Annotated in this window: 24 protein-coding genes and 1 tRNA gene; 16 read left to right on the forward strand and 9 right to left on the reverse strand. The window is 71.4% G+C overall.

Annotated features, from left to right (window positions below):
- The first annotated feature begins 53 nt into the window (after nt 1-53).
- From CMS_RS03365 to secA, 3 genes are all read left to right on the forward strand, one after another.
- The gene (locus CMS_RS03365) at nt 54-878 is read left to right on the forward strand and encodes a ComF family protein (RefSeq protein ID WP_012298104.1); all 825 of its coding nucleotides are present in this window, start codon (nt 54-56) and stop codon (nt 876-878) included.
- Nucleotides 879-1,032: 154 nt separating this feature from the next.
- Nucleotides 1,033-1,722 carry a ribosome hibernation-promoting factor, HPF/YfiA family gene (gene hpf / locus CMS_RS03370; protein WP_041464363.1) on the forward strand — a complete coding sequence of 230 codons (690 nt, stop codon included), beginning with the start codon at nt 1,033-1,035 and terminating at the stop codon, nt 1,720-1,722.
- Between the two features lie 199 nt (nt 1,723-1,921).
- A complete protein-coding gene (secA, locus tag CMS_RS03375; protein WP_012298106.1) occupies nt 1,922-4,744 on the forward strand; it encodes a preprotein translocase subunit SecA in 2,823 nt (940 codons plus the stop codon).
- Between the two features lie 113 nt (nt 4,745-4,857).
- Here secA and CMS_RS03380 read toward each other — a convergent pair whose 3' ends face one another.
- Complete coding sequence (locus CMS_RS03380; protein ID WP_223842713.1) at nt 4,858-5,256, reverse strand: Rv3235 family protein; 399 nt, start codon at nt 5,254-5,256, stop codon at nt 4,858-4,860.
- 395 nt (nt 5,257-5,651) lie between these two features.
- On the opposite strand from CMS_RS03380, the gene CMS_RS03385 reads away from it, so the two are divergent.
- The 4 genes from CMS_RS03385 to CMS_RS03400 all read left to right on the forward strand — a co-directional run bounded on the left by CMS_RS03385 (nt 5,652) and on the right by CMS_RS03400 (nt 10,069).
- Nucleotides 5,652-6,257 (forward strand): hypothetical protein, encoded by a 606-nt coding sequence (locus CMS_RS03385; protein WP_012298108.1) that lies wholly within the window; start codon nt 5,652-5,654, stop codon nt 6,255-6,257.
- A 69-nt stretch (nt 6,258-6,326) separates the two neighbouring features.
- The gene (locus CMS_RS03390; protein WP_012298109.1) at nt 6,327-6,965 is read left to right on the forward strand and encodes an SAF domain-containing protein; all 639 of its coding nucleotides are present in this window, start codon (nt 6,327-6,329) and stop codon (nt 6,963-6,965) included.
- A 2-nt stretch (nt 6,966-6,967) separates the two neighbouring features.
- The gene (locus CMS_RS03395; RefSeq protein WP_106408672.1) at nt 6,968-8,557 is read left to right on the forward strand and encodes an AAA family ATPase; all 1,590 of its coding nucleotides are present in this window, start codon (nt 6,968-6,970) and stop codon (nt 8,555-8,557) included.
- A 9-nt stretch (nt 8,558-8,566) separates the two neighbouring features.
- On the forward strand, nt 8,567-10,069 hold the full coding sequence (locus CMS_RS03400) for a sensor histidine kinase (protein WP_012298111.1): 1,503 nt from the start codon (nt 8,567-8,569) through the stop codon (nt 10,067-10,069).
- Between the two features lie 97 nt (nt 10,070-10,166).
- Here CMS_RS03400 and CMS_RS03405 read toward each other — a convergent pair whose 3' ends face one another.
- The gene (locus CMS_RS03405; protein ID WP_012037746.1) at nt 10,167-10,415 is read right to left on the reverse strand and encodes a WhiB family transcriptional regulator; all 249 of its coding nucleotides are present in this window, start codon (nt 10,413-10,415) and stop codon (nt 10,167-10,169) included.
- Nucleotides 10,416-10,660: 245 nt separating this feature from the next.
- Here CMS_RS03405 and CMS_RS03410 point away from each other — a divergent pair, with 245 nt between their 5' ends.
- Complete coding sequence (locus CMS_RS03410) at nt 10,661-11,092, forward strand: hypothetical protein (protein ID WP_041464364.1); 432 nt, start codon at nt 10,661-10,663, stop codon at nt 11,090-11,092.
- 23 nt (nt 11,093-11,115) lie between these two features.
- On the opposite strand, the gene bcp is transcribed toward CMS_RS03410, so the two are convergent.
- Nucleotides 11,116-11,595, reverse strand: a complete 480-nt coding sequence (gene bcp / locus CMS_RS03415; RefSeq protein WP_012298113.1) for a thioredoxin-dependent thiol peroxidase — start codon at nt 11,593-11,595, stop codon at nt 11,116-11,118.
- 154 nt (nt 11,596-11,749) lie between these two features.
- Between bcp and CMS_RS03420 the strand changes: the two genes are divergently transcribed.
- From CMS_RS03420 to CMS_RS03440, 5 genes are all read left to right on the forward strand, one after another.
- Nucleotides 11,750-11,825, forward strand: a tRNA-Lys gene (locus CMS_RS03420).
- A 278-nt stretch (nt 11,826-12,103) separates the two neighbouring features.
- Nucleotides 12,104-12,598, forward strand: coding sequence for a CarD family transcriptional regulator (locus CMS_RS03425; protein ID WP_012298114.1), 495 nt, complete (start codon nt 12,104-12,106; stop codon nt 12,596-12,598).
- Nucleotides 12,599-12,722: 124 nt separating this feature from the next.
- Nucleotides 12,723-12,953, forward strand: a complete 231-nt coding sequence (locus CMS_RS03430) for a hypothetical protein (protein WP_012298115.1) — start codon at nt 12,723-12,725, stop codon at nt 12,951-12,953.
- A gap of 215 nt (nt 12,954-13,168) precedes the next feature.
- A complete protein-coding gene (locus tag CMS_RS03435; protein WP_012298116.1) occupies nt 13,169-13,936 on the forward strand; it encodes an HNH endonuclease family protein in 768 nt (255 codons plus the stop codon).
- A 108-nt stretch (nt 13,937-14,044) separates the two neighbouring features.
- Nucleotides 14,045-14,425, forward strand: a complete 381-nt coding sequence (locus CMS_RS03440) for a hypothetical protein (protein ID WP_049791973.1) — start codon at nt 14,045-14,047, stop codon at nt 14,423-14,425.
- Nucleotides 14,426-14,435: 10 nt separating this feature from the next.
- Here CMS_RS03440 and CMS_RS03445 read toward each other — a convergent pair whose 3' ends face one another.
- The gene (locus CMS_RS03445) at nt 14,436-15,968 is read right to left on the reverse strand and encodes an amino acid permease (protein ID WP_041464365.1); all 1,533 of its coding nucleotides are present in this window, start codon (nt 15,966-15,968) and stop codon (nt 14,436-14,438) included.
- A gap of 96 nt (nt 15,969-16,064) precedes the next feature.
- Here CMS_RS03445 and CMS_RS03450 point away from each other — a divergent pair, with 96 nt between their 5' ends.
- Nucleotides 16,065-16,631 (forward strand): hypothetical protein, encoded by a 567-nt coding sequence (locus tag CMS_RS03450; protein WP_012298119.1) that lies wholly within the window; start codon nt 16,065-16,067, stop codon nt 16,629-16,631.
- Nucleotides 16,632-16,658: 27 nt separating this feature from the next.
- Here the strand turns inward: CMS_RS03450 and CMS_RS03455 are convergent, their stop codons facing one another.
- Both CMS_RS03455 and CMS_RS03460 read right to left on the reverse strand, forming a co-directional pair.
- Nucleotides 16,659-17,987 (reverse strand): MFS transporter, encoded by a 1,329-nt coding sequence (locus CMS_RS03455; protein WP_012298120.1) that lies wholly within the window; start codon nt 17,985-17,987, stop codon nt 16,659-16,661.
- Nucleotides 17,984-18,406 (reverse strand): MarR family winged helix-turn-helix transcriptional regulator, encoded by a 423-nt coding sequence (locus tag CMS_RS03460; protein ID WP_012298121.1) that lies wholly within the window; start codon nt 18,404-18,406, stop codon nt 17,984-17,986. The genes CMS_RS03455 and CMS_RS03460 overlap by 4 nt, the downstream gene beginning before the upstream one ends.
- 186 nt (nt 18,407-18,592) lie before the next feature.
- On the opposite strand from CMS_RS03460, the gene CMS_RS03465 reads away from it, so the two are divergent.
- Together CMS_RS03465 and CMS_RS03470 are read left to right on the forward strand one after the other, a co-directional pair.
- On the forward strand, nt 18,593-18,814 hold the full coding sequence (locus tag CMS_RS03465) for a hypothetical protein (RefSeq protein ID WP_012298122.1): 222 nt from the start codon (nt 18,593-18,595) through the stop codon (nt 18,812-18,814).
- 56 nt (nt 18,815-18,870) lie between these two features.
- Nucleotides 18,871-19,833, forward strand: a complete 963-nt coding sequence (locus CMS_RS03470; RefSeq protein ID WP_012298123.1) for an IS481 family transposase — start codon at nt 18,871-18,873, stop codon at nt 19,831-19,833.
- Nucleotides 19,834-20,645: 812 nt separating this feature from the next.
- Here the strand turns inward: CMS_RS03470 and CMS_RS03475 are convergent.
- The 3 genes from CMS_RS03475 to qcrA form a co-directional block, all read right to left on the reverse strand.
- Nucleotides 20,646-21,581 (reverse strand): methyltransferase domain-containing protein, encoded by a 936-nt coding sequence (locus CMS_RS03475; RefSeq protein ID WP_012298124.1) that lies wholly within the window; start codon nt 21,579-21,581, stop codon nt 20,646-20,648.
- A gap of 117 nt (nt 21,582-21,698) precedes the next feature.
- On the reverse strand, nt 21,699-23,330 hold the full coding sequence (qcrB, locus tag CMS_RS03480) for a cytochrome bc1 complex cytochrome b subunit (protein ID WP_041464366.1): 1,632 nt from the start codon (nt 23,328-23,330) through the stop codon (nt 21,699-21,701).
- Entirely contained in the window at nt 23,311-24,420 is a 1,110-nt protein-coding gene (gene qcrA, locus CMS_RS03485; protein ID WP_012298126.1) for a cytochrome bc1 complex Rieske iron-sulfur subunit, read from the reverse strand. The genes qcrB and qcrA overlap by 20 nt, the downstream gene beginning before the upstream one ends.
- Nucleotide 24,421: the final 1 nt, after the last annotated feature.

Genomic DNA, 24,421 nt, shown 5'->3' on the forward strand with positions numbered 1-24,421 from the left:
ACGGATCCACCGCGCCGGTCCGTCCGCGCCCCCGCGCGTGCGACCCTGCGCGCGTGATCCCCGCGCCCCGGCAGCCCGCCCTGTCCCTGTCCCCGTCGTCCCTGTCCTCCCGGGTGCCCTCGGCTGTCCGCTCCGCCCTGCTCGATGCCCTCGCGGTCGTCGCCCCCGTGACCTGCGCGGGATGCGGCGCTCCCGACCGCGCCGTGTGCCCGGCGTGCCGGGCGGCGATCCTCGCTCTGCCCGTCGTGCGGCCGCTCGCGCTGCCCGCCGTCCCCTCGTCGGGCGGGCGCGAGCCCGCCCGCATCGTGCCGGTGGGCTGCGGGAGCGCGTACGCGCCGCCCTGGCCCGCGCTCCTGTCCGCCCTCAAGGAGGACGGCCGCACGGACGCCGCACGGGCGCTGGCGGCCACCCTCGTCGGGGCCGTCCGCGCGGCCGTGGCCGCCGCCGAGCGCGAGGCCGGCTCGGCCGGCGCCCGCGCGCGCCCGCTCGACGTGATCCCCGTCCCCTCGCCCGCCGCCTCCCTCCGTCGTCGCGGCTACGCGCCTGTCGAGGTCCTGCTGGCCCGCGCCGGCATCCGCCCGCTCCGCGCCCCGGGCGTGCCGGGGCTTCGGCGCCACCCGCTCCGCTTCACCCGCCGCCCCGCCGACCAGGCCGGCCTCGGGGTCGCCGCCCGCGCGGCCAACGTCGACGGCTGCCTCGTGGCGCGCACCGATCTCGCCGGCCGCCAGATCCTCGTGGTCGACGACGTCCTCACCACCGGCGCCACCCTCCGCGAGACCTGCCGCGCCATCCGCGCCGCCGGCGGCGACGTCGTCGCGTGCGCGGTCCTCACCGCCGTCCCCGCCCGCTCCCGCGACGGACTGCCGCGCGCTCGCTGACCGACCCGTCGCTCCCTGTGCATCTCGGATGCGCTCGCGGTCCACCCGCCGGATGCCTCGCGCAGGCAGTTGCCCGAGGTCTAGGCTCGCCCGAAAGGCGTGAAAGTGATCGCCCTCTTCCAGCGGGCGACGCGTCATGATCTGGAGGTACGTCATGGACATCAACATCACCGGCCGCAACGCGGAGATCACCGACCGATTCCGCGTGTACGCCACCGAGAAAGCCGACAAGATCGTCCAGCTCGCCGAGAAGTCCATTTCTCTCGACATCAAGGTCTCGCGGCACAGCGAGAAGTCCGGCGGATCCGCCGGGGACGACCGCGTGGAGATCACGCTCGTGGGGCCCGGCCCCGTCATCCGCGCCGAGAGCAGCGCCGCCGACAAGTTCGCCGCCTTCGACCTCGCCCTCGGGCGCATGCTCGAACGGCTGCGCCGCGCCAAGGACAAGAAGAAGATCCACCGCGGCAACCACCGGCCCCTCTCGCTGCACGAGGCCGCGACGGACGGCTTCGCCCAGATCGACCTCGACCCGGCAGACGCCGAGCTCATCGAGCGCGTCAACGGCAAGAGCGTCGCGCCGGTCGACCAGCCCGTCGCCGAGGACGACTACTGCCCCGTGGTCATCCGCACCAAGGTCTTCCCGTCGCAGTCCATGACCGTCGACCAGGCGCTCGAGCACATGGAGCTCGTGGGCCACGACTTCTTCCTCTTCATCGACGCGGAGACCGACCGCCCGAGCGTCGTCTACCGCCGCAAGGGCTGGGACTACGGCGTCATCGGCCTGGCCGACGGCGAGCAGGAGCTCGCGGGAGCCGGAGCCGGCTCGCGGGCGCTCCGCCGCTGATCCCGTCCCTCCCCTCGAGGCCCCGCGCGCTCCGGCGCACGGGGCCTCGTGCATGGCGCCGGGTCCACGGGTCAGGGCGCTCCCGGGAAGGGCACCGGACGAGCCGGTACTATGGCGAAGCTCGTCGGCGGCGACATCCGCGCGCCGTCACGGCGGTCGTCGTCATCCGGCGCCCGCCCATCTACGCAGGGAGACACCGATGGCCTCAGTACTCGAGAAGGTCCTTCGCGTCGGCGAGGGGCGCACGCTCCGCAAGCTGCAGAACTACGCGAAGGCGGTGAACCAGCTCGAGGAGGACTTCACGCACCTCACCGACGAGGAGCTGAAGAATGAGACCGTCGAGCTGCGCGAGCGCCACGCCAACGGCGAGTCCCTCGACGACCTGCTGCCCGAGGCGTTCGCCGCCGTCCGCGAGGCCTCCCGCCGCACGCTCGGCCTCCGCCACTTCGACGTCCAGATCATGGGCGGCGCGGCCCTGCACCTCGGCAACATCGCCGAGATGAAGACCGGCGAGGGCAAGACCCTCGTCGCCACGCTGCCCGCGTACCTCAACGCCATCGCCTCGCGCGGCGTCCACGTCATCACGGTCAACGACTACCTCGCCAGCTACCAGAGCGAGCTCATGGGCCGCGTGTTCCGCGCCCTCGGCATGACCACCGGCGTGATCCTCGCGGGCCAGACCCCGCAGCAGCGCCGCGAGCAGTACGCCGCCGACATCACGTACGGCACGAACAACGAGTTCGGCTTCGACTACCTGCGCGACAACATGGCGTGGCAGGCGTCCGACATGGTCCAGCGCGGCCACTTCTTCGCCGTCGTCGACGAGGTCGACTCGATCCTCATCGACGAGGCCCGCACGCCGCTCATCATCTCCGGCCCGTCCGCCGGCGACGCGAACCGCTGGTTCACGGAGTTCGCGAACGTGGCCAAGCGCCTCGTCCCGGAGGTCGACTACGAGGTCGACGAGAAGAAGCGCACCGTCGGCGTGCTCGAGACCGGCATCGAGAAGGTCGAGGACCACCTCGGCATCGACAACCTGTACGAGTCGGCGAACACCCCGCTCATCTCGTTCCTCAACAACTCGATCAAGGCCAAGGCCCTGTTCAAGAAGGACAAGGACTACGTCGTCATGAACGGCGAGGTGCTCATCGTCGACGAGCACACGGGGCGCATCCTCATGGGCCGCCGCTACAACGAGGGCATCCACCAGGCCATCGAGGCCAAGGAGGGCGTCGCGGTCAAGGCCGAGAACCAGACCCTCGCCACCGTCACGCTGCAGAACTACTTCCGCCTCTACAAGAAGCTCTCCGGCATGACCGGAACGGCCGAGACCGAGGCCGCCGAGTTCATGAGCACCTACAAGCTCGGCGTCGTCCCCATCCCCACGAACCGGCCCATGCAGCGCAAGGACCAGTCCGACCTCATCTACAAGAACGAGAAGGCGAAGTTCGAGCAGGTCGTCGAGGACATCGCGGAGCGTCACGCGGCGGGCCAGCCCGTCCTCGTCGGCACCACGAGCGTCGAGAAGAGCGAGTACCTCTCCAAGCTCCTCGCGAAGAAGGGCGTGCGCCACGAGGTCCTCAACGCGAAGAACCACGCGCGTGAGGCCGCCATCGTCGCGCAGGCCGGTCATCTGGGATCCGTCACGGTCGCCACCAACATGGCCGGCCGCGGCACCGACATCATGCTCGGCGGCAACGCGGAGTTCCTCGCGGTCGCCGCCATGAACGCGCGCGGACTCAGCCCCGTCGAGACCCCGGAGCAGTACGAGACCGAGTGGGACGACGTGTTCGCCCAGGTCAAGGCCGAGGTGGACGAGGAGGCGGCCAAGGTCATCGAGGCCGGCGGCCTCTACGTCCTCGGCACCGAGCGCCACGAGTCCCGCCGCATCGACAACCAGCTCCGCGGGCGTTCCGGCCGCCAGGGCGACCCCGGCGAGAGCCGCTTCTACCTGTCGCTCACCGACGACCTCATGCGGCTGTTCAACAACGGCGCCGCCGCGAGCCTCATGGGGCGCGACAGCGTCCCGGACGACGTGGCCATCGAGTCCAAGGTCGTGAGCCGGGCCATCCGCAGCGCGCAGGGCCAGGTCGAGGCGCGCAACGCCGAGATCCGCAAGAACGTCCTCAAGTACGACGACGTCCTCAACCGCCAGCGCGAGGCCATCTACGGCGACCGCCGCCACATCCTCGAGGGCGACGACCTCCAGGAGCGCTCGCAGCGCTTCCTCGAGGCCGTGATCGACGACGTGCTCGACTCGCACATCGGCGAGGGCAACGGCGACGACTGGGACTTCGACGCCCTCTGGACCGAGCTCAAGACGCTGTACCCGATCTCCATCACGATCGACGAGGTCATCACGGAGGCCGGCAGCAAGGGCCGCGTCAACCGCGACTTCGTCCGCCGCGAGATCCTCTCCGACGCGAAGCTCGCCTACTCGAAGCGCGAGGAGCAGCTCGGCGAGGCCGCCATGCGCGAGCTCGAGCGTCGCGTGGTGCTCTCGGTCATCGACCGACGCTGGCGCGAGCACCTCTACGAGATGGACTACCTCAAGGACGGCATCGGCCTCCGGGCCATGGCGCAGCGCGACCCGCTGGTCGAGTACCAGCGCGAGGGCTTCGCGCTCTTCCAGCAGATGATGGGCGCCATCCGCGAGGAGACCGTCGGGTTCCTCTTCAACCTCGAGGTCGAGGTGCAGGCCCCCGCCGACGCCGAGTCCGTGGGCCCGCGCATCCAGGCGAAGGGCCTCGCCGCGAACCAGGCCACGGCGGACAAGCTCCGCTACACCGCTCCCACGGACGACGGTGGTGTCGAGGTCCGCAACCAGCGCGGCCAGATCGAGAAGGCGGCGACGGCCAAGGCCCAGAAGGACCAGCAGGCGGAGGACGCCGTCCTGGTCGGCGAGGACGAGCCGGAGACCCCGCAGGGCCCGCCCGCGCGCGGCGCATTCGGCCAGCCGACCGGTGCATCGTCCGCTCCGCAGAACCGCGAGGAGCGCCGCAAGGCCGACCGGCGCAAGTAGGACCCCCGGGGCGACGGGTCTCCCGTCGTCCCGGGTCCGACCGCATACGCCGACAGCACGACGAAGGGCGCATCTCCCGCGGGAGATGCGCCCTTCGTCGTGTCGGGGGCGGGCTACAGCACGTTGATGGCCGTTGCGCGCCACCGCCGGTCGAGGCCCTCGAGCCGGATGGCGACGGCGCGGGCTCGTGCCCGTCCGTGGACCACGATCACGGCCTCGATGACGCCGTCGCGGGGCGAGAACGACGTGACCGTGCCGATGGTGAACACCGGCCGCGTCACCGACTGCCCCTTCGCGCGACGGGCACGAGCGCTGAGGACCACGCGCTTGAGGAGGTGGCGGTACACGTCATCGCTGACCCACCGTGCGATCTGGTCGAGTTCCCGGGCTCCCGCGAGGATCTCGATGACGCACCGCGTGAGGTTCTCGAGCAACGGACCGGACGGGGGGAGGTCCTGGCTGCTGCAGGGCTGCCGCCCGAAGAAGTAGTCGACGTCGAAGCGCTTGCGCACGGTGCCCCGCACCGTGGCGGTCGGGGCGGGCGCGGCGGCGGACGACGAACCGACCGCTGCGCTCGTCGCCTGCGATTGCGTGGATGCGGGCTTCCGAGCACCGGACCGACGAGTCGGGGCGCCCTCGGCGTTCCTGGCGACGGCGCTCCGACGGTCAGGGAGATCCTCCCGTGGCACTGCTTCACTCATGCGTCACTCCCATCCCGGTGCTCCCCCCGATCGGGGGACCACGATGACTGGTCAACTGTGACATCGCGAGAGGCTCGGCGCACGTCCAGTGCACAAGATGTGGAGAACTGAGAGCGGATCTCAAGGAAGGGACCCAAGGTGACCCGGATGTACCAGCCCTCCCCGCCGCCGCCTCGCTCCATCCGCAAGCCGGGGTCCGGCGACCGATGAGGTGGGAGAACCTCTTCGACGACCTCGAGGGCCAGTGGGAGACGGCGCGGCTCGCCGAGGAGCGGGACCAGCGCGCCGAGGAGGAGCGCGTGCGCGTCGCGCGCACCGTCATGCGCGACCGCCTGAGGGCGCTCATCTCACCCGACCAGGCGAGGCCGCTGCGCCTGTCGCTGTCGGACGGGACCTGGATCGACCTCCGCGCCAAGGTGCTCGGACGCGACTGGCTGTCGGGGGAGCTGACGGTCCCGGGCGACGCGCCTTCGCCTGAGGAGCGGGCGTGCATCCTCCCCATCGCGTCCATCAACGCGCTCGCCCTGGACCGCGAGCAGGCGCGGTCGAGCCTCGCGCCCGTCTCGGAGCTGCCGCCGGAGCGCGGCATCGTCGACCGGATCGGGCTGCCATTCGTCCTGCGCGACCTCTGCAGGCGTCGTGCGCGCGTCGAGCTGCGGCTCCGTGACACCGTCATCGGCGGCACGCTGGATCGCGTCGCCCGCGACCACGTCGACATCGCGGTCCACGAGGCGGGCACCCCTCGGCGGGAGTCAGCCGTCTCGGGGTACCGGCTGGTGCCCCTCGCGGGGATCGTCCTCGTCCGCGTCTGACCGCCCGTCGCGCGGGACCATGTGGACAACGCGCGACGCCCGCGAGCGCCGTCCCCGACATTGACCGGCATGCCTCCCACCCCTCGTCCCGCGCGTCCGGCGCGCCGTCCCGTCTGGTTGGATCCCCGCTTCGTCGTCGGGCTCGTACTGGTCCTCGTGTCCACGGGCGGCGTCGTCGCGCTCCTGCGCTCCGCCGACTCCTCGGTGGTCGTCATGGCCGCGGCGTCCGCCCTCGACGCGGGGACGACGGTCCATGCCTCCGACCTCGTGCCCGTGCGCGTCCGCATCGACGGCGCCGCCGACCACTACGTCTCCCCGGACTCCGCCGACGGGCTCGTCGTCACGCGCTTCGTGGGAGCGGGTGAGCTGGTCCCGCGGTCATCGCTCTCCTCGGCGGACGCGCGCACCACCGCATCGGTCGTCATCCCCACGTCCGCGGGCGCCGACCACCTCGTCGCACCGGGCACCGTCGTCGACATCTGGGCTGCCGCGGTCAAGGGCTCCGGCACGAACGCCTACGACGCGCCGCGCGTCATCGTCTCGGGGGCCACCGTCGCCCAGGTCATCCGGCCCGAGGGCTTCGTCGCGGATCAGGACCACACGCAGGTGCAGCTGACCGTGCCGCGTGAGGACGTGGCGGCGGTCCTCGCATCCACGGACGCAGGGGACCAGATGTCGCTCGTGCCCGTCGGCGACGCGGGGGCCTGAGGGTGGCGTCCCTCATCCTCGCCCTCCCGCCCCGAGTGGAGGACGCCCTCCTCCGCGACGTCGTCGAGGCAGGCCACGCGGTCCTCGCTCGCGTCACGGGCGGGGCGGAGGTGGTCGCCGCGGTCCAGGCGACGACGATCGACCCCCTGCACCTGGTCATCGCCGCGTCTCCCGCCACGCTCGACCGCGACGTGCTCGCGGCGCTCGACGATCGGGGCGCGCGAGCCGTCGCGGTGGCGTCGAGCGAGGCCGACCGCCGCAATGCGCAGGCGCTCGGACACCATGAGGTCGTGGATGAAGGCGCCACCTGGCGCGAGATCGAGGAGCTGCTGCTCTCGGTGCGCCCGCTCGGGGCGGCCGGCGGCACGGCTTCCGGCGTCCGACGCGCGGACGCCGTCGCCGCGCACCTGGAGATCGCTCCACCCGAGCACGGCGACCCGGGCGATTCACGCGATCGGGCTCGGCTCCCCGAGGCCGGGACCCGACGGTCGGCCCACGGGTCCGACGTCCGCGCAGATCCGTCGAGCGGCCGGGACGGAACCGATGGCTCCTCACGCCCCGGGACGAGCTCCCGCACGCGACCGGAGCGGGACCGCCGGGCTCGACCGCTGCGAGCGCGTCTCGGCCTCGCCCGACGCCCGCGCGTGCCGGCCCCGGTCGTCCGGGAGCAGGAGCCGGACGACGGACGGGAACGGATCGGCCGGGTGATCGCCGTCCGGGGTCCGCAGGGCGCTCCGGGCCGGACCACGACCGCGCTGGCCATCGCGGGCGAGGTCGCCGCGGCGGGTCGATCGGCCGTGCTGGTCGACGCCGACGTCCACGGCGGCACGGTGGCCGCGACGCTCGGTCTGCTGGACGAGGCGCCGGGCTTCGCCGCCGCCTGCCGCCTGGCTGCGGCCGACAGCCTCACCGTGGAGGAGCTGGAGCGGATCGCCCAGCACCACCCGTCGACGCGGGCGCCGGGGTTCTCGGTCCTGACCGGCATCTCGCGCCCGGACAGGTGGCCGGAGCTCGCGGAGGGGAGGGTCTCCGCCGTGCTGCAGGCGTGCCGGGGCTGGCGCGACTACACGGTGGTCGACGCGTCCTTCAACCTGGAGGACGACGAGGAGATCTCGAGCGACATGTTCGCGCCCCGCCGCAACGCGGCCACGCACGCGGTGCTGCGCGGTGCGGATCACGTCGTCGCCGTCGTCTCCGCCGACACGGTGGGCCTCTCGCGCTTCTTCCGCGCGTACGTGCAGCTCCTCGAGATCGTCGACCCGTCGCGCGTCTCCGTGCTCGTGAACCGGGTGCGCCCCAGCGCAGGGGGCTGGGACGCCGCGGGCCAGGTGCGACGCACCCTGTTCCGGTTCGGCAGCGTCGAGGCGGTGGGGTACGTCCCCGAGGACCGGGAGTCGCTCGACGCCGCGGTGCTCGCCGGCGCGACTCTCCGCGACATAGCGCCGCGGTCGCCCGCGCTCGTCGAGTGGTCGCGTTTCACCCGCACGACGCTCCTGCCTCCTGAGGACGCGCCGCGGCGGGTTCGTCGCGCGGCCGGCTCCCGCCGTCGCGGCGCCGATCGCGCGGGGGAGGAGCGCGCCCGGCCCGCATAGGCTGTAGCCGTGTCCACGCTCAGCGATCTCGTGCATGCCCAGGGTCTGTCCTCCGACGCGGATGTCGAGTGGCTCCACCTCCTCGTCGGCGACTGGCAGCTCCTCGCCGACCTGGCGTTCGCGGACATCGTCCTGTGGGTCCCGACAGTGAGCGGCAGCTTCGTCGCCGTCGCACACGCCCGGCCGTCGAGCTCGGCCACGCTGTTCTACCGCGACTTCGTGGGGCAGCCCATCAAGGCGGAGTGGCGCAAGCAGGTCACGGACGCGCACGAGACCGCCCGCATCATCGACTCGTCCGCGCCGGACTGGTACGAGGAGACGCCGACCCGCGTGCGCGCGGTGCCGGTGCTGCGTCGCCTGGCCCAGGGCAGTCCCGAGGTCACGGACACGCCCATCGCCGTGATCACGCGGCATACCAACCTCAGCGAGACGCGGACTCCGAGCCGTCAGGAGCTGACGTTCAACGAGTGCGCCAACGACCTCTTCGCGATGATCGCCGACGGTGACTTCCCCGACCTCGGTTCGCCGACCGGTCCTCGGCGGGGGGCGCCTCGCGCCTCCGACGGCCTGCTGCGTCTCGACGTCGACGGCATCACTACATTCGCGAGCCCCAACGCCCTGAGCGCGTTCAACCGCATGGGCTTCTCCGAGGAGCTCGAGGGGGAGTCCCTGGCCGACGCCACGTCCAGCCTGCTCACCGGCAAGCGGCTGACCGTCGACGAGTCGCTGGCGCTCATCGTCGCCGGTCGCGCGCCGTGGCGGACCGACATCGAGTCGCGAGGCGTCACCGTGTCGCTCCGTGCGATCCCGATCCGCAGCCACGGCGAGCGGGTCGGCGCGGTCGTCCTCTGCCGCGACGTGACGGAGCTGCGCCACCAGGAGCGCGAGCTGATCACCAAGGACGCGACGATCCGCGAGATCCACCACCGGGTCAAGAACAACCTGCAGACGGTCGCGAGCCTCCTGCGGATCCAGGCCCGCCGGTCGCACACGGAGGAGGCGCGCGAGGCTCTCGGTCACGCGCAGCGCCGGGTGGGCGCCATCGCCGTGGTGCACGACACGCTCAGCGAGGGGCTCAACCAGAACGTCGACTTCGACGCGGTGTTCGACCGGGTCCTCCTGCTCATCGCGGAGGTCGCCTCCGCGCACAACACGCGGGTGCACCCGAAGATCCTGGGCAGCTTCGGCGTGCTGCCGAGCGCCTACGCGACGCCGCTCGCCCTCGCGCTCACCGAGCTCGTGACCAACGCCGTGGAGCACGGCCTGGCCGGGCGCTCGGGCGAGGTGGCCATCGAGGCCGCGCGCACCGAGGAGACGCTCACCGTCAGCGTCCGCGACGACGGCGTGGGGCTGCCCGAGGGCAAGGTCGGGACGGGGCTCGGCACGCAGATCGTTCGGACGCTCATCCAGGGCGAGCTCAGCGGCACGATCGACTGGCACACGCTCATGGGCAGCGGCACCGAGGTGACCATCGAGGTGCCGCTGCGCTGGCTGGCGCCCGTCACGGCCTGATCCGTACCCCGACGGGCCGTCGTTCGTGCCGGGGGACGACGAGAGCCGGGCAGCCCGTGGGCGGCCCGGCTCTCGTCGGTGGTGCGTGGTGCGTGCGTCAGCTGGCGCGGCGGGCGCGTGCCGCGCGGCGCTTGAGGGCGCGGCGCTCGTCCTCGCTGAGCCCGCCCCAGACGCCCGAGTCCTGACCGGTCTCGAGGGCGTACTGCAGGCACATCTCGGTGACGGAGCAGCGGCCGCAGACGGCCTTGGCCTTGTCGATCTGATCGACGGCCGGGCCGGTGTTCCCCACGGGGAAGAACAGCTCGGGGTCCACAGTCAGGCAGGCTGCCTTGTCACGCCAGTCCATAGGGGTGCTCCTCAGGTCGGTACTCGTTGCACGGCGGATCTGCCGCGGGATGGGGGTGGGGCGAGGCGTCCGGGAACTGCATCGGGACGGGGCACGTGGCCCCTCCTCGTGAGATGCTCAGCTTCAGGGAGGCGTCCCTTGTAAGCTCGGTTCCGGATCTGCTCACCACCCTGTGAACGAACTCGACCTCGAATATCGTCGCATAGAGCCAACGATCAATCAATAGCTTTGTATGGGAACGTGCTGTGACCGGAACCGGTGATGCCCTCGATCCGCGCCAGCCCGCGGACGGACCCCGCCGATCTGCCGCCGTGATCCTCCTCACGGTGCTCGTCGCGCTCGAGGCGCTGGGCATGGCGGGTGTCACCGCGCTCCTGGTCGTCGACCTGCTGACCTCGACGCCGTCGTCGCTGGCCAGCGCCGTCGCGCTGATCGCCCTGGCCGCGCTCGCGGCCGTGTTCCTGGGCGCCGTCGTCCGCGGGATCCTGCGGGGACGCAGCTGGGTCCGGCCGGCGGCCGTGACGTGGCAGGTGCTGCAGATCGCCGTCGGGGCGGGCAGCCTCCAGGGCGCGGACGCGCGTCAGGACCTCGGGTGGGGCCTCATCGTGCCGTCCGTCCTCGTGATCGTGCTGTTGTTCACGAGGTCCGTGCTCCTCGCCACGCGTCGTCGCGACTGAGCCGGACGACGCGTGCGCGGGCGTCAGGCGTCGACGCCGAGCTTTTTGCGCAGCGACGCCACGTGCCCCGTCGCCTTGACGTTGTAGAGGGGGAGGGTGACGCGTCCCTCGCCGTCCACGACGACGGTGGAGCGGATCACGCCGGTGACCTTCTTGCCGTAGAGCGACTTCTCGCCGTACGCGGCGTAGGCGCGGTGCACCTCGAGGTCGGGGTCCGACAGGAGTGTGAAGCCGAGGCCCTGCTCCTCGCGGAACCGGGCGAGGTCCTCCTGGGGGTCCTTCGAGATGCCGAGTACGCGATAGCCGGCGCCCTGGAGGGAGTCCATGCTGTCCCGGAAGTCGCACGCCTGCGTCGTGCATCCGGGTGTGCCGGCGGCAGGGTAGAAGCGGACGATGACGTCCTGGCCGCGGAGGTCCGACAGGGTGACGGGCGAGCCGTCCTGGTCCGGGAGCGTGAAGTCGGGGGCGGGCTGCCCCTTCTCGAGGCGGGTGGTCTCGGTCATGGGGGAGCTTCTCGTTCGGGGATGTCGACGACCATGCTAGGGCCGGCCGCCCGATGCCCGGCCGGGAGCTCCACGGCGTCGATTCGCGTCGGCCCGCGGCGTGGTGCTAGTGTCATCTCTCGGTCCGGTACCCAGAACGACAGGGTCCTCACCTGCACCTCTAGCTCAATTGGCAGAGCAACTGACTCTTAATCAGTGGGTTCTCGGTTCAAGTCCGAGGGGGTGCACCACACGCTCCACGTCGGAGCAGCTCAGCCGGGGGCGTCCTGCTCCGCGATCGATCACGTCGATGGTCGCCGGAGAACCGTGAGAGAATACCGGTCGGACCATCACCGCGGACGCCCCTAGCGGAGCGCCGCGGCGGCCGGTGATCTCGGTGCACCGGCCACGCACCACGACCACGCCCATGGCGTGCGTCGCGGCGCGGGACGTCGGCGCCCACGCGGCTGAGCATGCGCGTGCGCGACATCTCCGGCACACATCTCGAGGGATCGAAGGACAGTACTACATGATTTTCGAAGTAGGGGAGACCGTCGTGTACCCCCACCACGGCGCAGCCACGATCACCGCGGTCAAGACCCGCACCATCAAGGGGGTCGACAAGAAGTACATCACCCTCCAGATCCACCAGAGCGAGCTGGTGATCGACGTGCCTGTCGACAACGCCGAGCTCGTCGGGCTGCGCGACGTCATCGACAGCTCCGGCGTGGAGGCCGTCTTCGACGTGCTCCGCGGCGACGTCGAGGAGGAGGCCGGCAACTGGTCGCGCCGCTTCAAGGCCAACACCGAGAAGATGGGGTCCGGCGACGTGCGCCGCGTCAGCGAGGTCGTCCGCGACCTGTGGCGCCGCGACCAGGACTCGGGCGTCTCGGCCGGCGAGAAGCGGATGCTGGCCAAGGCTCGCCAGATCCTCGTCTCGGAGCTCGCGCTCGCGCAGAAGTCGACCGACGAGGAGGCGTCCGTCGTCCTCGACGGCGTCCTCGCGCAGAGCATCTCCGCCTGACCCCTCCGACGCGCCCTCCCGGGTCCGTCACCGCCGACGGGCGGTCCCTCGTCAACGAGGGACCGCCCGTCGGCGCATCCGGGGTGCCCGTCGGTCGGTGGTGCGACCGGCGTAGGGTGCGAGCATGCGCGAACACCCCGAGCGACCCGACCACGACGGCCCCCTCGAGCAGAACCCCCTCCAGCCCGCGCATGGCGGTCTGCGGATCTGGATCTACGTGATCGCCGCGGTCGTCGTGATCGCCGTCGTCGCCTTCGCGCTCGTGCGCTTCGCGACCGCGGGGCAGAACACGCCGGGCCCGTCGTCGCTGGGGGCCGTCCTCCATCTGGCCGGGGCCGCGCGCGCCCTGATCTGATCCGGCTCCGCTGGGCCCGCCGTCATGCGGCGCAGCTGGCGGCCAGCCGACGCCTCCTCCCCGAGACGATGCCGTCCTCGTCCCCCACGAAGTGCTCGACGGGCCGCGGATCCGACGCCGCGCTCGTGTGACCATGCCCTCGGGACGGGGGTGCGATGGGTGACAGAACATGGCGGCGCGGGAGTCCGGGGCGGCGAGCGGGACGGCGCGCGCTCGTGCGCATCCTGCGCACGAGGCGTGAGGCGGTCCGCGCGCTCCTCGTGGCCGTGGCCGTCGTCGTCGTGCTCGCCGCGGTCGTCGTGGGCGCGCGCGAGGCGGCCCTCGGTCCGGACTCGGGCAGCGGGCGCCTCAGCGCCGAGGTCCCGGACGGCGCCGTCGTCCGCACGCTCGCCGGCGCGGGCCTCGTGGGGGACGGCCGCATCGACCTGGCGGCCGCACGCGGGATGACCGACGCCATCCCCGCGGACGGCCGCGAACGTCATCCGCGCTACGACCGCGATGCGTTCGGCCCGGCCTGGGCGGACACCGACGGGAACGGATGCGACCAGCGCGACGACGTGCTCGTGCGGGACCTCGCACGTGCGTCCTCCTCGCCGGCCGACCCGGGCTGCACGGTGGTCGCGGGGCACCTGGACGATGTCTACACGGGGCGCGGCATCGACTTCACGCGCGGTCCGCGGACGAGCGCGGCCGTGCAGATCGACCACCTGGTGCCGCTGTCCTGGGCCTGGCAGCACGGGGCGTGGTCGTGGACCGACGAGCGACGCGAGCGCCTCGCCACCGACCTCGACGAGCTGCAGGCGGTCGACGGTCCCACCAACCAGGACAAGTCGGACCAGGGGCCGGGCACGTGGCTCCCGCCGGACGCGGCCTACCGGTGCCTCTACGTCACCCGATTTGCCTTCATCGTGAGCCGGTACGGCCTGTCGATCGACGACGCGGATCGGAGCGCCATCGACCGCGTCCTCCAGGCCTGCGCGTGAGGCGCATCCCGTCGGGCGGTGTCGGTGCGCGCGCGTACGCTCGGCTCGACGCGGCCGGGCGTCGACGCGGGCGCGGGGTCCGGGTCGGACGACCCCGAGGGGATCCGCATGTGGAGCAAGCAGAGCGGCGACGCGACCGGCGCGATCACGCCGGTGCCGGAGCATCCCCACGCCCACCCCGTGCGCGGCGCGTGGCTCGTCCGCGTGGGCGACGGTCCGGCCCTGGGCTGGGTGCTGCGTCATCGGGCCGACCTCGCGGCCCCCTTCTCCTACGAGGTCTACGCGTGCGGCCTGGGATCCGACGGGCTGCGGGTGTGGGTCCAGCGGCGCGAGAGCCTCAACGCCGCGGTCGCCTGGGTCATGCAGCACGACGCGGAGCTGCTGGCGTACGGGCGGCGGCTGCGGCCGGATCCGGCGCAGCCTGCCGCCCGAGGGGACGAGGACGCCGCCGCCCCCGGGGAGGGGGACGGCGGCGTCGGGTCGCGCTGACGGGCGCCGGTCAGCGCTTCCGCTGGTCGGCCGCGTCGCGACCGGTGACGGGGAACGGGCCGGTGATGCCCTCGCGCACGCGGGCGATCTCGAGGATCCGGTCGCGCTGCAGGTACCAGCCCGCGACCAGCAACGGGATGATGATCACGAGCGAGGCGACCGTGAGCGTGCCGATCGGCCAGTCGACGGCCATGAGCACGAGCACGCTGACGAGGAACGCGAGCGTGAGCCACGACGTGACGGGCGCGCCCGGCAGGCGGAACGTGGGCTCCTTCGCCTTGCCCTGCTTCGCCCAGGTGCGCAGGCGCATCTGGCACAGGATGATGGTCGCCCAGCCCGCCACGATGCCGAGCGCCGCGACGTTCAGCACGATCTCGAACGCCTGCTTCGGCACGAGGGCGTTGAGGCCGACGCCGAGCAGCGTGATGGAACCGGTGAGCATGATGCCGCCGAACGGCACGCCGCCCTTCGACATGACGGTCGTGAACTTGGGCGCGGATCCGTTCATGCCCATGGAGTGGAGCACGCGGCCCGTGCTGTAGAGACCCGCGTTGAGGCTCGACATGGCGGCCGTGAGCACGACGAAGTTCATGACGGAGCCGGCGATGGCGCCGACCTCGGGCGACCCGAGGCTGGAGAAGAACGTGACGAACGGGCTCTGGTCGGCGCTGTACGCCGTGTAGGGGAGCAGGAGCGAGAGCAGCACGATGGATCCGACGTAGAAGATCGCGATGCGGAAGACGACCGAGTTGATGGCGCGGGGGATGACCTTCTCCACGTCCTGCGTCTCGCCGCTCGCGGTGCCGACGAGCTCGATGGCGGCGTAGGCGAAGACGACGCCCTGCACGACCAGCACCACGGGGACGAGGCCCTGCGGGAAGATCCCGCCGTTCTGCTGGAGGACGGTCCACCCGGTCTGCACCTCGGCGCCGCCGACGGTGACGGGGAAGCTCCAGGCGAGCCACACGATGCCGACGATGAGGAAGACGACGAGGGCCGCGACCTTCACGAGCGCGAACCAGAACTCCATCTCGCCGAAGACCTTCACGGCCACGAGGTTGAGCGCGAGCACGACGGCCAGGGCGATGAGGGCGAGCAGCCACTGCGGAGCCGCGGTGAACGCCGACCAGTAGTGCATGTAGAGCGCCACGGCGGTCACGTCGACGATCGCGGTGGTCGCCCAGTTGAGGAAGTACATCCATCCGGCGGCGTAGGCGAACTTCTCGCCGTAGAACTCGCGGGCGTAGGAGATGAAGGACCCGGAGCTCGGGCGGTGCAGCACCAGCTCGCCGAGCGCGCGGAGGATGAAGAAGGCGAAGACGCCGCAGATGAGGAAGACGATCGCGAGGGCGGGGCCCGCGGAGGCCAGCCGACCGCCTGCTCCGAGGAAGAGACCGGTGCCGATCGCGCCGCCGATGGCGATCATCTGGAGCTGGCGGGGTTTCAACCCGTGCTGGTAGCCCTCCTGCTCGTGGCTGAAGTCCTGCGCCACGAAAGTCGGATCGGGCGTGACGGTGCTGCGGTCGCTCTCGCTTCGTGTCATTCGAATACGGTAGTGGTATGGGGCGTTCGCCCTGGCACCCGCGTCGATCGACTTCCGTGGGGCAGATCACCCGTGATAGGCGCCGAGGAGGCTCGCATGGCCCGCACGCACAGCCCCGCACGCCGGATCCGATCGTGGGCGCCCGTGATCGCGGCGGCGGCGGGAGCGCTCGTGCTCGCCGGGTGCACGACGGATCCGGGGCAGCCCGAGCCCGAGGCGACGACGCCCGCGGCCAGCGCGACCCCTGACGCGGGAGCGGCTCCCGGCGGCACCGCGAGCCCCGAGCCGACCGTGACGCGTGCCCCCGGCCCGCCGACCGAGGACGAGCTCGCCACCTGCTCGACGCTCGCCCAGGTGCTGCCCGACTCCACCAAGCTCGTGCAGGCGCTCGGCGACGGGAAGGCGGTGGATCCGACCCTCCTCGACCGCGTCAAGCAGGGCGACGCGGCCCTCGCCGGCATGGCCCCGGAGAACATGAAGCCGCTCGTCGCCTCGTTCTCGACGATCGTCGACGAGCTGGAGGCGCTGCGCACGGGAGCCGACACGGACGGGGCGTCGCTCGACACCGGGCAGTACCTGCGGGCGACGAGCGCGTTCCTCGACTACTGCCTCGACGACGTCGGCTACGTGCCGCCGACCGCGACGCCCGCTCCCGCGCCCTGAGGCCGGGCCGGGCGGCTGCGCGCCGCGTCAGGTGCGGCGGGCGACGGCCTCGTCCGCCTCGATGTCCTCGCGCGCGTCCTCGCGACGGTCGCGTCCGTCGCCGTCGTGCGTGACGAGCAGGTGCGGCGTGCGGTGGATCCGGTAGGAGACGCGCAGGTGCCGGTGCAGCACGAGCCACGCGATGGCGATGAGGGCGGCGACGATGCCGCTCGCCGCGCCCACCATGAGGGCGGCGCGCGGGCCCCACGTGTTCGCGACCCAGCCCACGATCGGCGCGCCGAGCGGGGTGCCGCCGACAAAGATCGCCATGTAGACGGCCATCACCCGGCCGCGCATGCGCGGCTCCACCGTGAGCTGCACGGTGCTGTTGGCGCTCGTCATGAGGGTCTGCGAGACGACGCCCACGATCACGAGCGCCCCGGCGAAGAGCAGGTAGGTGGGCGCGATCGCGGCCAGCCCGGTCGCGATGCCGAAGAGCGCGGCGCCCACGAACACCAGGCGGATGCGGGGTCGCTCGCGGCGGGCCGACAGCAGGGCGCCCGCGACGGATCCCACGGCGAGGCTCGACGAGAGCAGCCCGAACTCGGTGGCCCCCTTGCCGAACTCGACGCTCGCCATGGTGGAGGTGAAGATCGGGAAGTTGTAGCCGAACGCGCCGACGAGGAACACGATCACGAGGATCACCATGATGTCGGGACGCCCGCCGATGTAGCGGAAGCCCTCGCGCAGCTGGCCGCGGGAGCGCGCGACGCGCTCCGGACGGCGGAGCTCGCCGACGCGGAGGCGCGTGAGCGCGAACAGCACCGCGATGAAGCTCACGGCGTTGAGGAGGAAGACCCAGCCGGTGCCGACGCCCGCGATGAGGACGCCCGCGACGGCCGGCCCGATCATGCGCGCCGCGCTGAAGGACGCCGAGTTCAGGGCGACCGCGTTGGAGAGGTCGTCGTCGGAGACGAGCTCGGAGACGAAGGACTGGCGGGCGGGGGCGTCGAGCGCCGAGGCGACGCCGAGGAGGAGCGCGAAGAGGTAGACGTGCCAGAGCTCGGCGCGTCCCGAGAGCACGACCAGGCCGAGTCCGAGGCCGAGGACCGCCATGGCGCCCTGGGTGATCATCAGCACGCGGCGCTTGTCGTAGCGGTCCGCGATGAGGCCCGCGTAGGGGGAGAGCAGGAGCATGGGGCCGAACTGCAGCGCCATGACGATGCCGACCGCGGTCGCGTCATAGCGGGTGAGCTCGGTGAGGACGATCCAGTCCTGGGCGGTGCGCTGCATCCACGTGCCGACGTTCGAGACGAGGGCGCCAGCGAACCAGATGCGGTAGTTCGGGGCGCGGAGGCTCCGGAAGACGGCGCTCACGCGGCGGCCATGCGGCCGAGGAGGGAAGCGGCCTCGGCGAGGGTGGCGCGCTCGGCGGCGGTGAGCTCGCCGAGGCGGAGGGAGAGCCAGGCGTTCCGCTGCCGGCGGGTCTCCTGCACGACCGTGCGTCCGGCGTCGGTGATGGAGACCGTGACGCGACGGCCGTCGTCGGGGGCGGGGGAGCGCTCGGCGTATCCCGCCTCGACGAGGCAGTTGACCGTGCGGTTCATGCTCGGGGCGGTGACGCGCTCGATCTCCGCGAGGCGGCCGGGGCTCGTCGGCCCGTCGCGGAGGAGCAGGGCCAACACGACGAACTGGCTGTCGCTCAGCTCGTGGTCGGCCTTCTCGGCGCGCAGGCGACGCGCGAGGCGCATGACGCCGGCGCGCAGGCTCTGGCTGAGGTCGGGGGAGTCGGACATGTGCTTAGGCTAGCTCATTAGTCCGGCTAACGAGTCCAGGGCGGATGACGGGATCCTGCGACGGCGCAGCAGCCGGACAGGGGCGAGGGCGTCGGCGGCCCGGGCGGGCAGGATGGAGGGGACGTCGCCGGCCGCGATGCACCCGCGACGACGCGGGCACCGGCCGCGGCCAGAGGAGGCACGGACATGACCCATCACGACGGCACGGCCGACGCGCACGACGACGACGAGAAGCTCGGCGGCGAGGGCACGATCCCCGCGGGCACGACGGGCGTCGCGGCCGGCCACGACGGCGGGAACGACCACTTCGAGCCCGAGGAGGACACGCCGCACCCCGCTGACGAGGACGGCGACGGCACCGCGGCTAGCTGTAGTTCCTCGGGAGGTTGTGAACGCTGGGGCGGATAGCGAAGACCTCCGGGACGATGTGAGTTACCAAGCACACGTCATCACCGGAGGTCTTCGTGACTCACGCTAATGCCCCGTTCGCTCCCGTGGGCAGGGTTCGGCTTGCTCGGTTGATCGTTGAGGACGGGTGGCCGGTCCGGCGTGCGGCGGAGAGGTTCCAGTGCTCGCCGGCGACGGCGTCGAGATGGGCTCGCCGGTATCGGGCCGGGTTGCCGATGACGGACCGCTCATCCCGCCCGCACCGGCAACCGACCCGCACGAGTCGGCGTCGGGAGCGGCGGATCATCGCGCTGAGATTCACTCGCCGGTGGGGCCCGCACCGCATCAGCTATCACCTCCGCGTTCCGCGTTCGACGGTCGAGCGGGTGCTGAACCGGTATCGGATGCCGTTGCTCGAGCACGTCGATCTGAGCACCGGGCTCCCTGCCCGGCGGTCTCCTGCCCGACGCTACGAGCACTCCTCGCCGGGAGATCTGGTCCACGTCGACATCAAGAAGCTCGGCCGTATCCCGGACGGCGGCGGGCACCGAGTCCTCGGCCGACAGGCCGGCCGGAGGAACACTCCCCGGACCGGGCGGGGATACGCGTTCCTGCACCACGCCGTGGATGACCACTCCCGACTCGCGTACTCCGAGATCCTCACCGACGAGCGCAAGGAGACCGCCGCCGCGTTCTGGGCCCGCGCGAACGCGTTCTTCACCACCGCGGGCATCACCGTGATCCGTGTCCTGACGGACAACGGCTCCTGCTACCGCTCCCACGCCTTCACCGAGGCGCTCGGATCGATCACGCACAAACGCACCCGCCCGTACCGGCCCCAGACGAACGGGAAGGTCGAGCGCTTCAACCGCACCCTCGCCACGGAATGGGCTTACGCCCATCCCTATCGCACCGACGAGGCCCGCGCCGCGACCTACCCTGCCTGGCTGCATCACTACAACCACCACCGCCCCCACACCGGCATCGGCGGACTCACGCCCGCCGAACGCGTTCACAACCTCACTGGGAACTACAGCTAGGCCTGCGCCCGCAGTCGACGATGCCCGGTCTCCTCGTGAGGCCGGGCATCGTCGCGTCTAAGCGCGCCGGGGTCCGGCTGGCGACCATCCGTCTTCGGGGTCGGGCGGCGTGGGCCGCGGAGGTGGTGTGATCACCGCCGAGGTGCGTTCGCACGCGATCGAGGATTGGCGTGGGCCGGCCTTGGCAGTGCGATGCGGTGGTCCAGGAGCGTCCACGCTGACCGTGCCCCTCGGGGAAGCAGCGATGTCTCGTCGGCGGGACCGTCGCCGAGCTCCTCCCGTAGCCTCGTGGTGCGTGTGTTGCGCTCACGGTCACGTCGCCGGGCGAGGCCCGAGCCAGGGACGCGTCGTGTGGTCATGCAGCGACCCGCCGACCCTCGAGCCTGCTGCGGAGCCGGCTGCGATCAGCCAGGTGCCTTCCGGTCATCTCGCGACAAAGGACGGGTGTCTGTCGGCGTGCTGGGGATCCGCCTGAGAACTCGCAGGCCGGGCCGCCAGGAGCGGTATGCGCTTCGCCCGCCGCGGATCGAGAACCACGCGAAGGACAGGGAGCGCGGATGGTCGGGTACGCCGAATGTGACGCCATGGGCGGGGGAGCGGAGCGATGGACGCTCCGTGTCCCATGCCCGCCCTGGAAGCGGGGTCCCAGGGAGGATCAGTGAGGGCGTGAGGTGCGCCCTCCTCAGAGGTACGGCGCCAGGGCGACGGTTCTCCTGACCTGAGCATCGCGACGTCGGTCACCTCGTCCCGTCGAGGAGGCGGATCCGCTCGGGCCGGGGCAGCCGTCCGGCGGAGTCCCGCCCCTCGTCACGTCAGGACGGTGCCTCGACTTCGCGGCGACGCAGGACGTGGACCATGACGTCGACGGTGATGTCGTGGCGGGCAGCGTCGCCGGTCGGCGGAACGGCGGCCTCGTCGCGCGGCCGGGACGGGACGCTGGGAGCACTGCGGTGATGGGCGGACGGGCCCATGCCCAGCAGCCGGTCCACGTCGTCCTCCGAGAGGCTCAGGACGCGGTGCACGTGCGTCTCGGACACAGGCTCGAAGAAGGGGCCGGCGGCCTCGAGGATGCGCTCCCGCTTGTCCTCCTGCACTCCGACAGCACGACCCGTGGCCCGCAGCTCGGCGAGGTGCTGCCGGCCCGCGGCGAGGATGACGACGCGGCCGTGCGGGGTGAGGATGCGATGGAACTCGGGCATGTTCCGCGGGGCGAAGACGTCGAGGACCAGATCGGCGACACCGTCGCGCATCGGGAAGGGTGCCCAGGTGTCCGCCACGACGCCGTCGACGTCCAGACGGCCGCGCACGGCGATGCCGACTGCGGCAGGGGAGAGGTCGACCGCGAGGCCGGTCGAGCCGGGCACGGCGTCCAGGAGGGCGCGGAGGTAGTAACCCGTGCCGCAGCCGGCGTCGACCACGCGGAGCCCGCCATCGCGGTGCGCGCCGGATCCGAGCGGTGCGCGCATCGGCGCCTCCGAGCGCGGTCCGACCGGGGTCCCGACCGCCTCCGTCAACGCGTCGATGAGCGGCGCGTAGTGGCCGCGGTCGAGGAAGGCGCCGCGCGCCGCGAGCATCTCCGCGGTGTCGCCCGTGACGCGCGTACCCGCCGCGAGCAGGTTGACGTAGCCCCGCTTGTTCGCGTCCATGGCATGACCCTGATCGCAGCGGAGCACCAGTGGAGGCACGGCGTGCAGATCGGCACCGCAGGAAGGACACCGCAGCCAGGCGGCGAGCCGGTCGAGATCCACGAGTCCTCCTGGGTCGAAGCGGGCGGCAATGGGGCTGGACGCACGAAAGCCGGTCCAGACTGTCGCCGGACCGGCTCTCGGTTCCCGTCTGCGCGTCAGCGCGGACGGGGGTGCGGCCTAGTGGTGGTCGCTGTGGCTGCGCTCGACATCCTTCGTGGTGACCGGGGAGATCCGGTCCTCGAAGAACCACTTCGACAAGGCCGCGCGAGCCCGCTGGTTGACCGTGATGCGTCCACGGCTGTCCGGGCGGATCATGAGGGGCTTGTAGTCGTCGTAGCTCACCAGGCGCCAACGCTCGTACTCGTCGAGCTGCTCGTGCACCTCGATGAACTCACCGCCGGGCAGCTTCACGATGCGGCCCGACTCGACGCCGTGGAGGGCGATCTCGCGGTCCTTCTTCATGAGAGCCAGGCAGATGCGCTTGGCGACCTGGTAGGCGATGACCGGCCCGAGGATCAGCAGCGCCTGCAGCGTGTGGATCACGCCTTCCATCGACACCTTGAAGTGCGTGGCGATGAGGTCGGAGCTCGCCGCGGACCAGAGGACCGCGTAGAACGTGACGCCGGCGGCGCCGATCGCGGTGCGCGTCGGGGCGTTGCGCGGGCGGTCGAGGATGTGGTGCTCGCGCTTGTCACCGGTGATCCACGCCTCGATGAAGGGGTAGAGCGCGACGAGCACGATGAACAGACCCAGGACCGTGATCGGCAGGATGATGTTGAACGAGAACGTGTGGTCGAACAGCACGAACTCGAGTCCCGGCGGCACGAGGCGCAGGGCACCGTCCGCGAAGCCGATGTACCAGTCGGGCTGCGTACCTGCCGACACCGGCGACGGGTCGTACGGGCCGTAGTTCCAGATCGGGTTGATCGTGAAGAACGACGCCATCACGACGATGACGCCGAAGACGACGAAGAAGAACCCGCCGGCCTTGGCGGCGAAGGTGGGGAGCACCGGGACGCCGACCACATTCTCGTTCGTCCGGCCGGGGCCGGCGAACTGGGTGTGCTTGTGCACGACTACGAAGAGGAGGTGGAGCGCGAGGAACGCCACGAGGATCGCCGGCAGCAGCAGGATGTGCAGCGTGTAGAGCCTCGGGATGATGTGCGTCCCCGGGAACTCGCCGCCGAACAGGAGGAACGAGATCCAGGTGCCGATGACCGGGATGCCCTTCACCATGCCGTCGATGATGCGCAGGCCGTTGCCGGAGAGCAGGTCGTCGGGGAGCGAGTAGCCCGTGAAGCCCTCGGCCATCGCGAGGATGAAGAGCACGAAGCCGATGAACCAGTTGAGCTCTCGCGGCTTGCGGAACGCACCCGTGAAGTAGATGCGGAGCATGTGCAGGCCGATGGACGCCACGAACAGCAGCGCCGCCCAGTGGTGGATCTGCCGCATGAGCAGGCCACCGCGGATGTCGAACGAGATGTCGAGCGAGGACGACATGGCGACCGACATCTCGACGCCCTTGAGGGGCGCGTACGAGCCGGCGTAGTGCGTCTCCGCCATCGAGGGGTTGAAGAAGAAGGTCAGCCACGTGCCGGTGAGGAGGATGACGACGAAGCTGTACAGCGCCACCTCACCGAGCATGAAGGACCAATGGTCCGGGAAGATCTTCCGCCCGAACTCCTTGACGGCGACGCTGACGCTGGTGCGCTCGTCGAGGTAGGTCGCGGCGGCGGTGAGGCCGCCTCCGCTCTTGGCGGCGGGCGCGGTGGCGCCCGTCGTGGTCGGATCAGCTGTTGTAGTCACCACGACGCTCCCAGAAACTAGCCCCTACGGGCTCGGTGAAATCACTCTGTGCAATGAGATAGCCCTCGTCGTTGACGGCGATGGGCAGCTGCGGCAGGGGCCGCTTGGCCGGTCCGAAGATGACCTCGCAGTGGTTGGTCACGTCGAACTGGGACTGGTGGCAGGGGCAGAGCAGGTGGTGGGTCTGCTGCTCGTAGAGCGCCACCGGGCAACCCACGTGCGTGCAGACCTTGGAGTAGGCGACGATCCCGTCGTAAGACCAGCCCTTGCGCTCCGGCGACTCGACGAGGTCCTCGGGGCGGAGCCGCATGAGCAGCACCGCGGCCTTGGCCTTCTCCTCGAGCTTGTCCTCCTCCAGCTCCATGAGGGAGGCGGGGATGACGTGGAACGCGGAGCCGATCGTGACGTCGGACGCCTTGATGGGCGTGCCGGAGGGATCGCGGGTGAGCACCTCGCCCTTCTTCCACAGCGTGTGGCTGAGAGCGGAGGCGGGCTCCTCGGCGCTGCCCGGGTACAGGTCGCGGAACAGGATCACGGCCGGCAGCGGGAAGGCGACGAGGGCGCCGATCAGGCTGTTGCGGATGAGGGAGCGACGGCCGAAGCCGGACTCCTCGTTCGCCTGCGCGAAGATCTCGACGGCGCGGGCCTGCGTGGCCGGCGAGCCGCCCTGCGGGTGGCGCTCGTCGATCAGCTCGTGGTCGCTCATGAGCGCCTTGGACCAGTGGATGGCCCCGATCCCGAGGCTCAGGAGCGCCAACGCGATGCCGACGCCGAGGAACAGGTTGTTCAGGCGCACGCTGCCGGGGTCGTCCGCGTAGATCGGGAAGCCGAAGTAGGCGCCGATGGCGAAGACGCTGCCCACGATGGACAGGTAGAAACAGGTGTAGACGACGCGCTCCGCCGTCTTGGCCTTCTTCGGGTCCTTGTCGGTGACGCGGAGGCGGTGCTCCGGGAAGCCGGGGTTCTGGAAGGCGTCGCGCGTGGCGACGGCGGTGCCGCCGGGGAGCACGACGTCGCGGCCTGCCGGCTCGAGCTCGCCGGCGTCGTAGCCCGCGGGGACGACGCCCGACTCGTCCTCGTCATCGTGTGCCATG

Source organism: Clavibacter sepedonicus, from assembly GCF_000069225.1.
Taxonomy (GTDB): Bacteria; Actinomycetota; Actinomycetes; order Actinomycetales; family Microbacteriaceae; genus Clavibacter; species Clavibacter sepedonicus.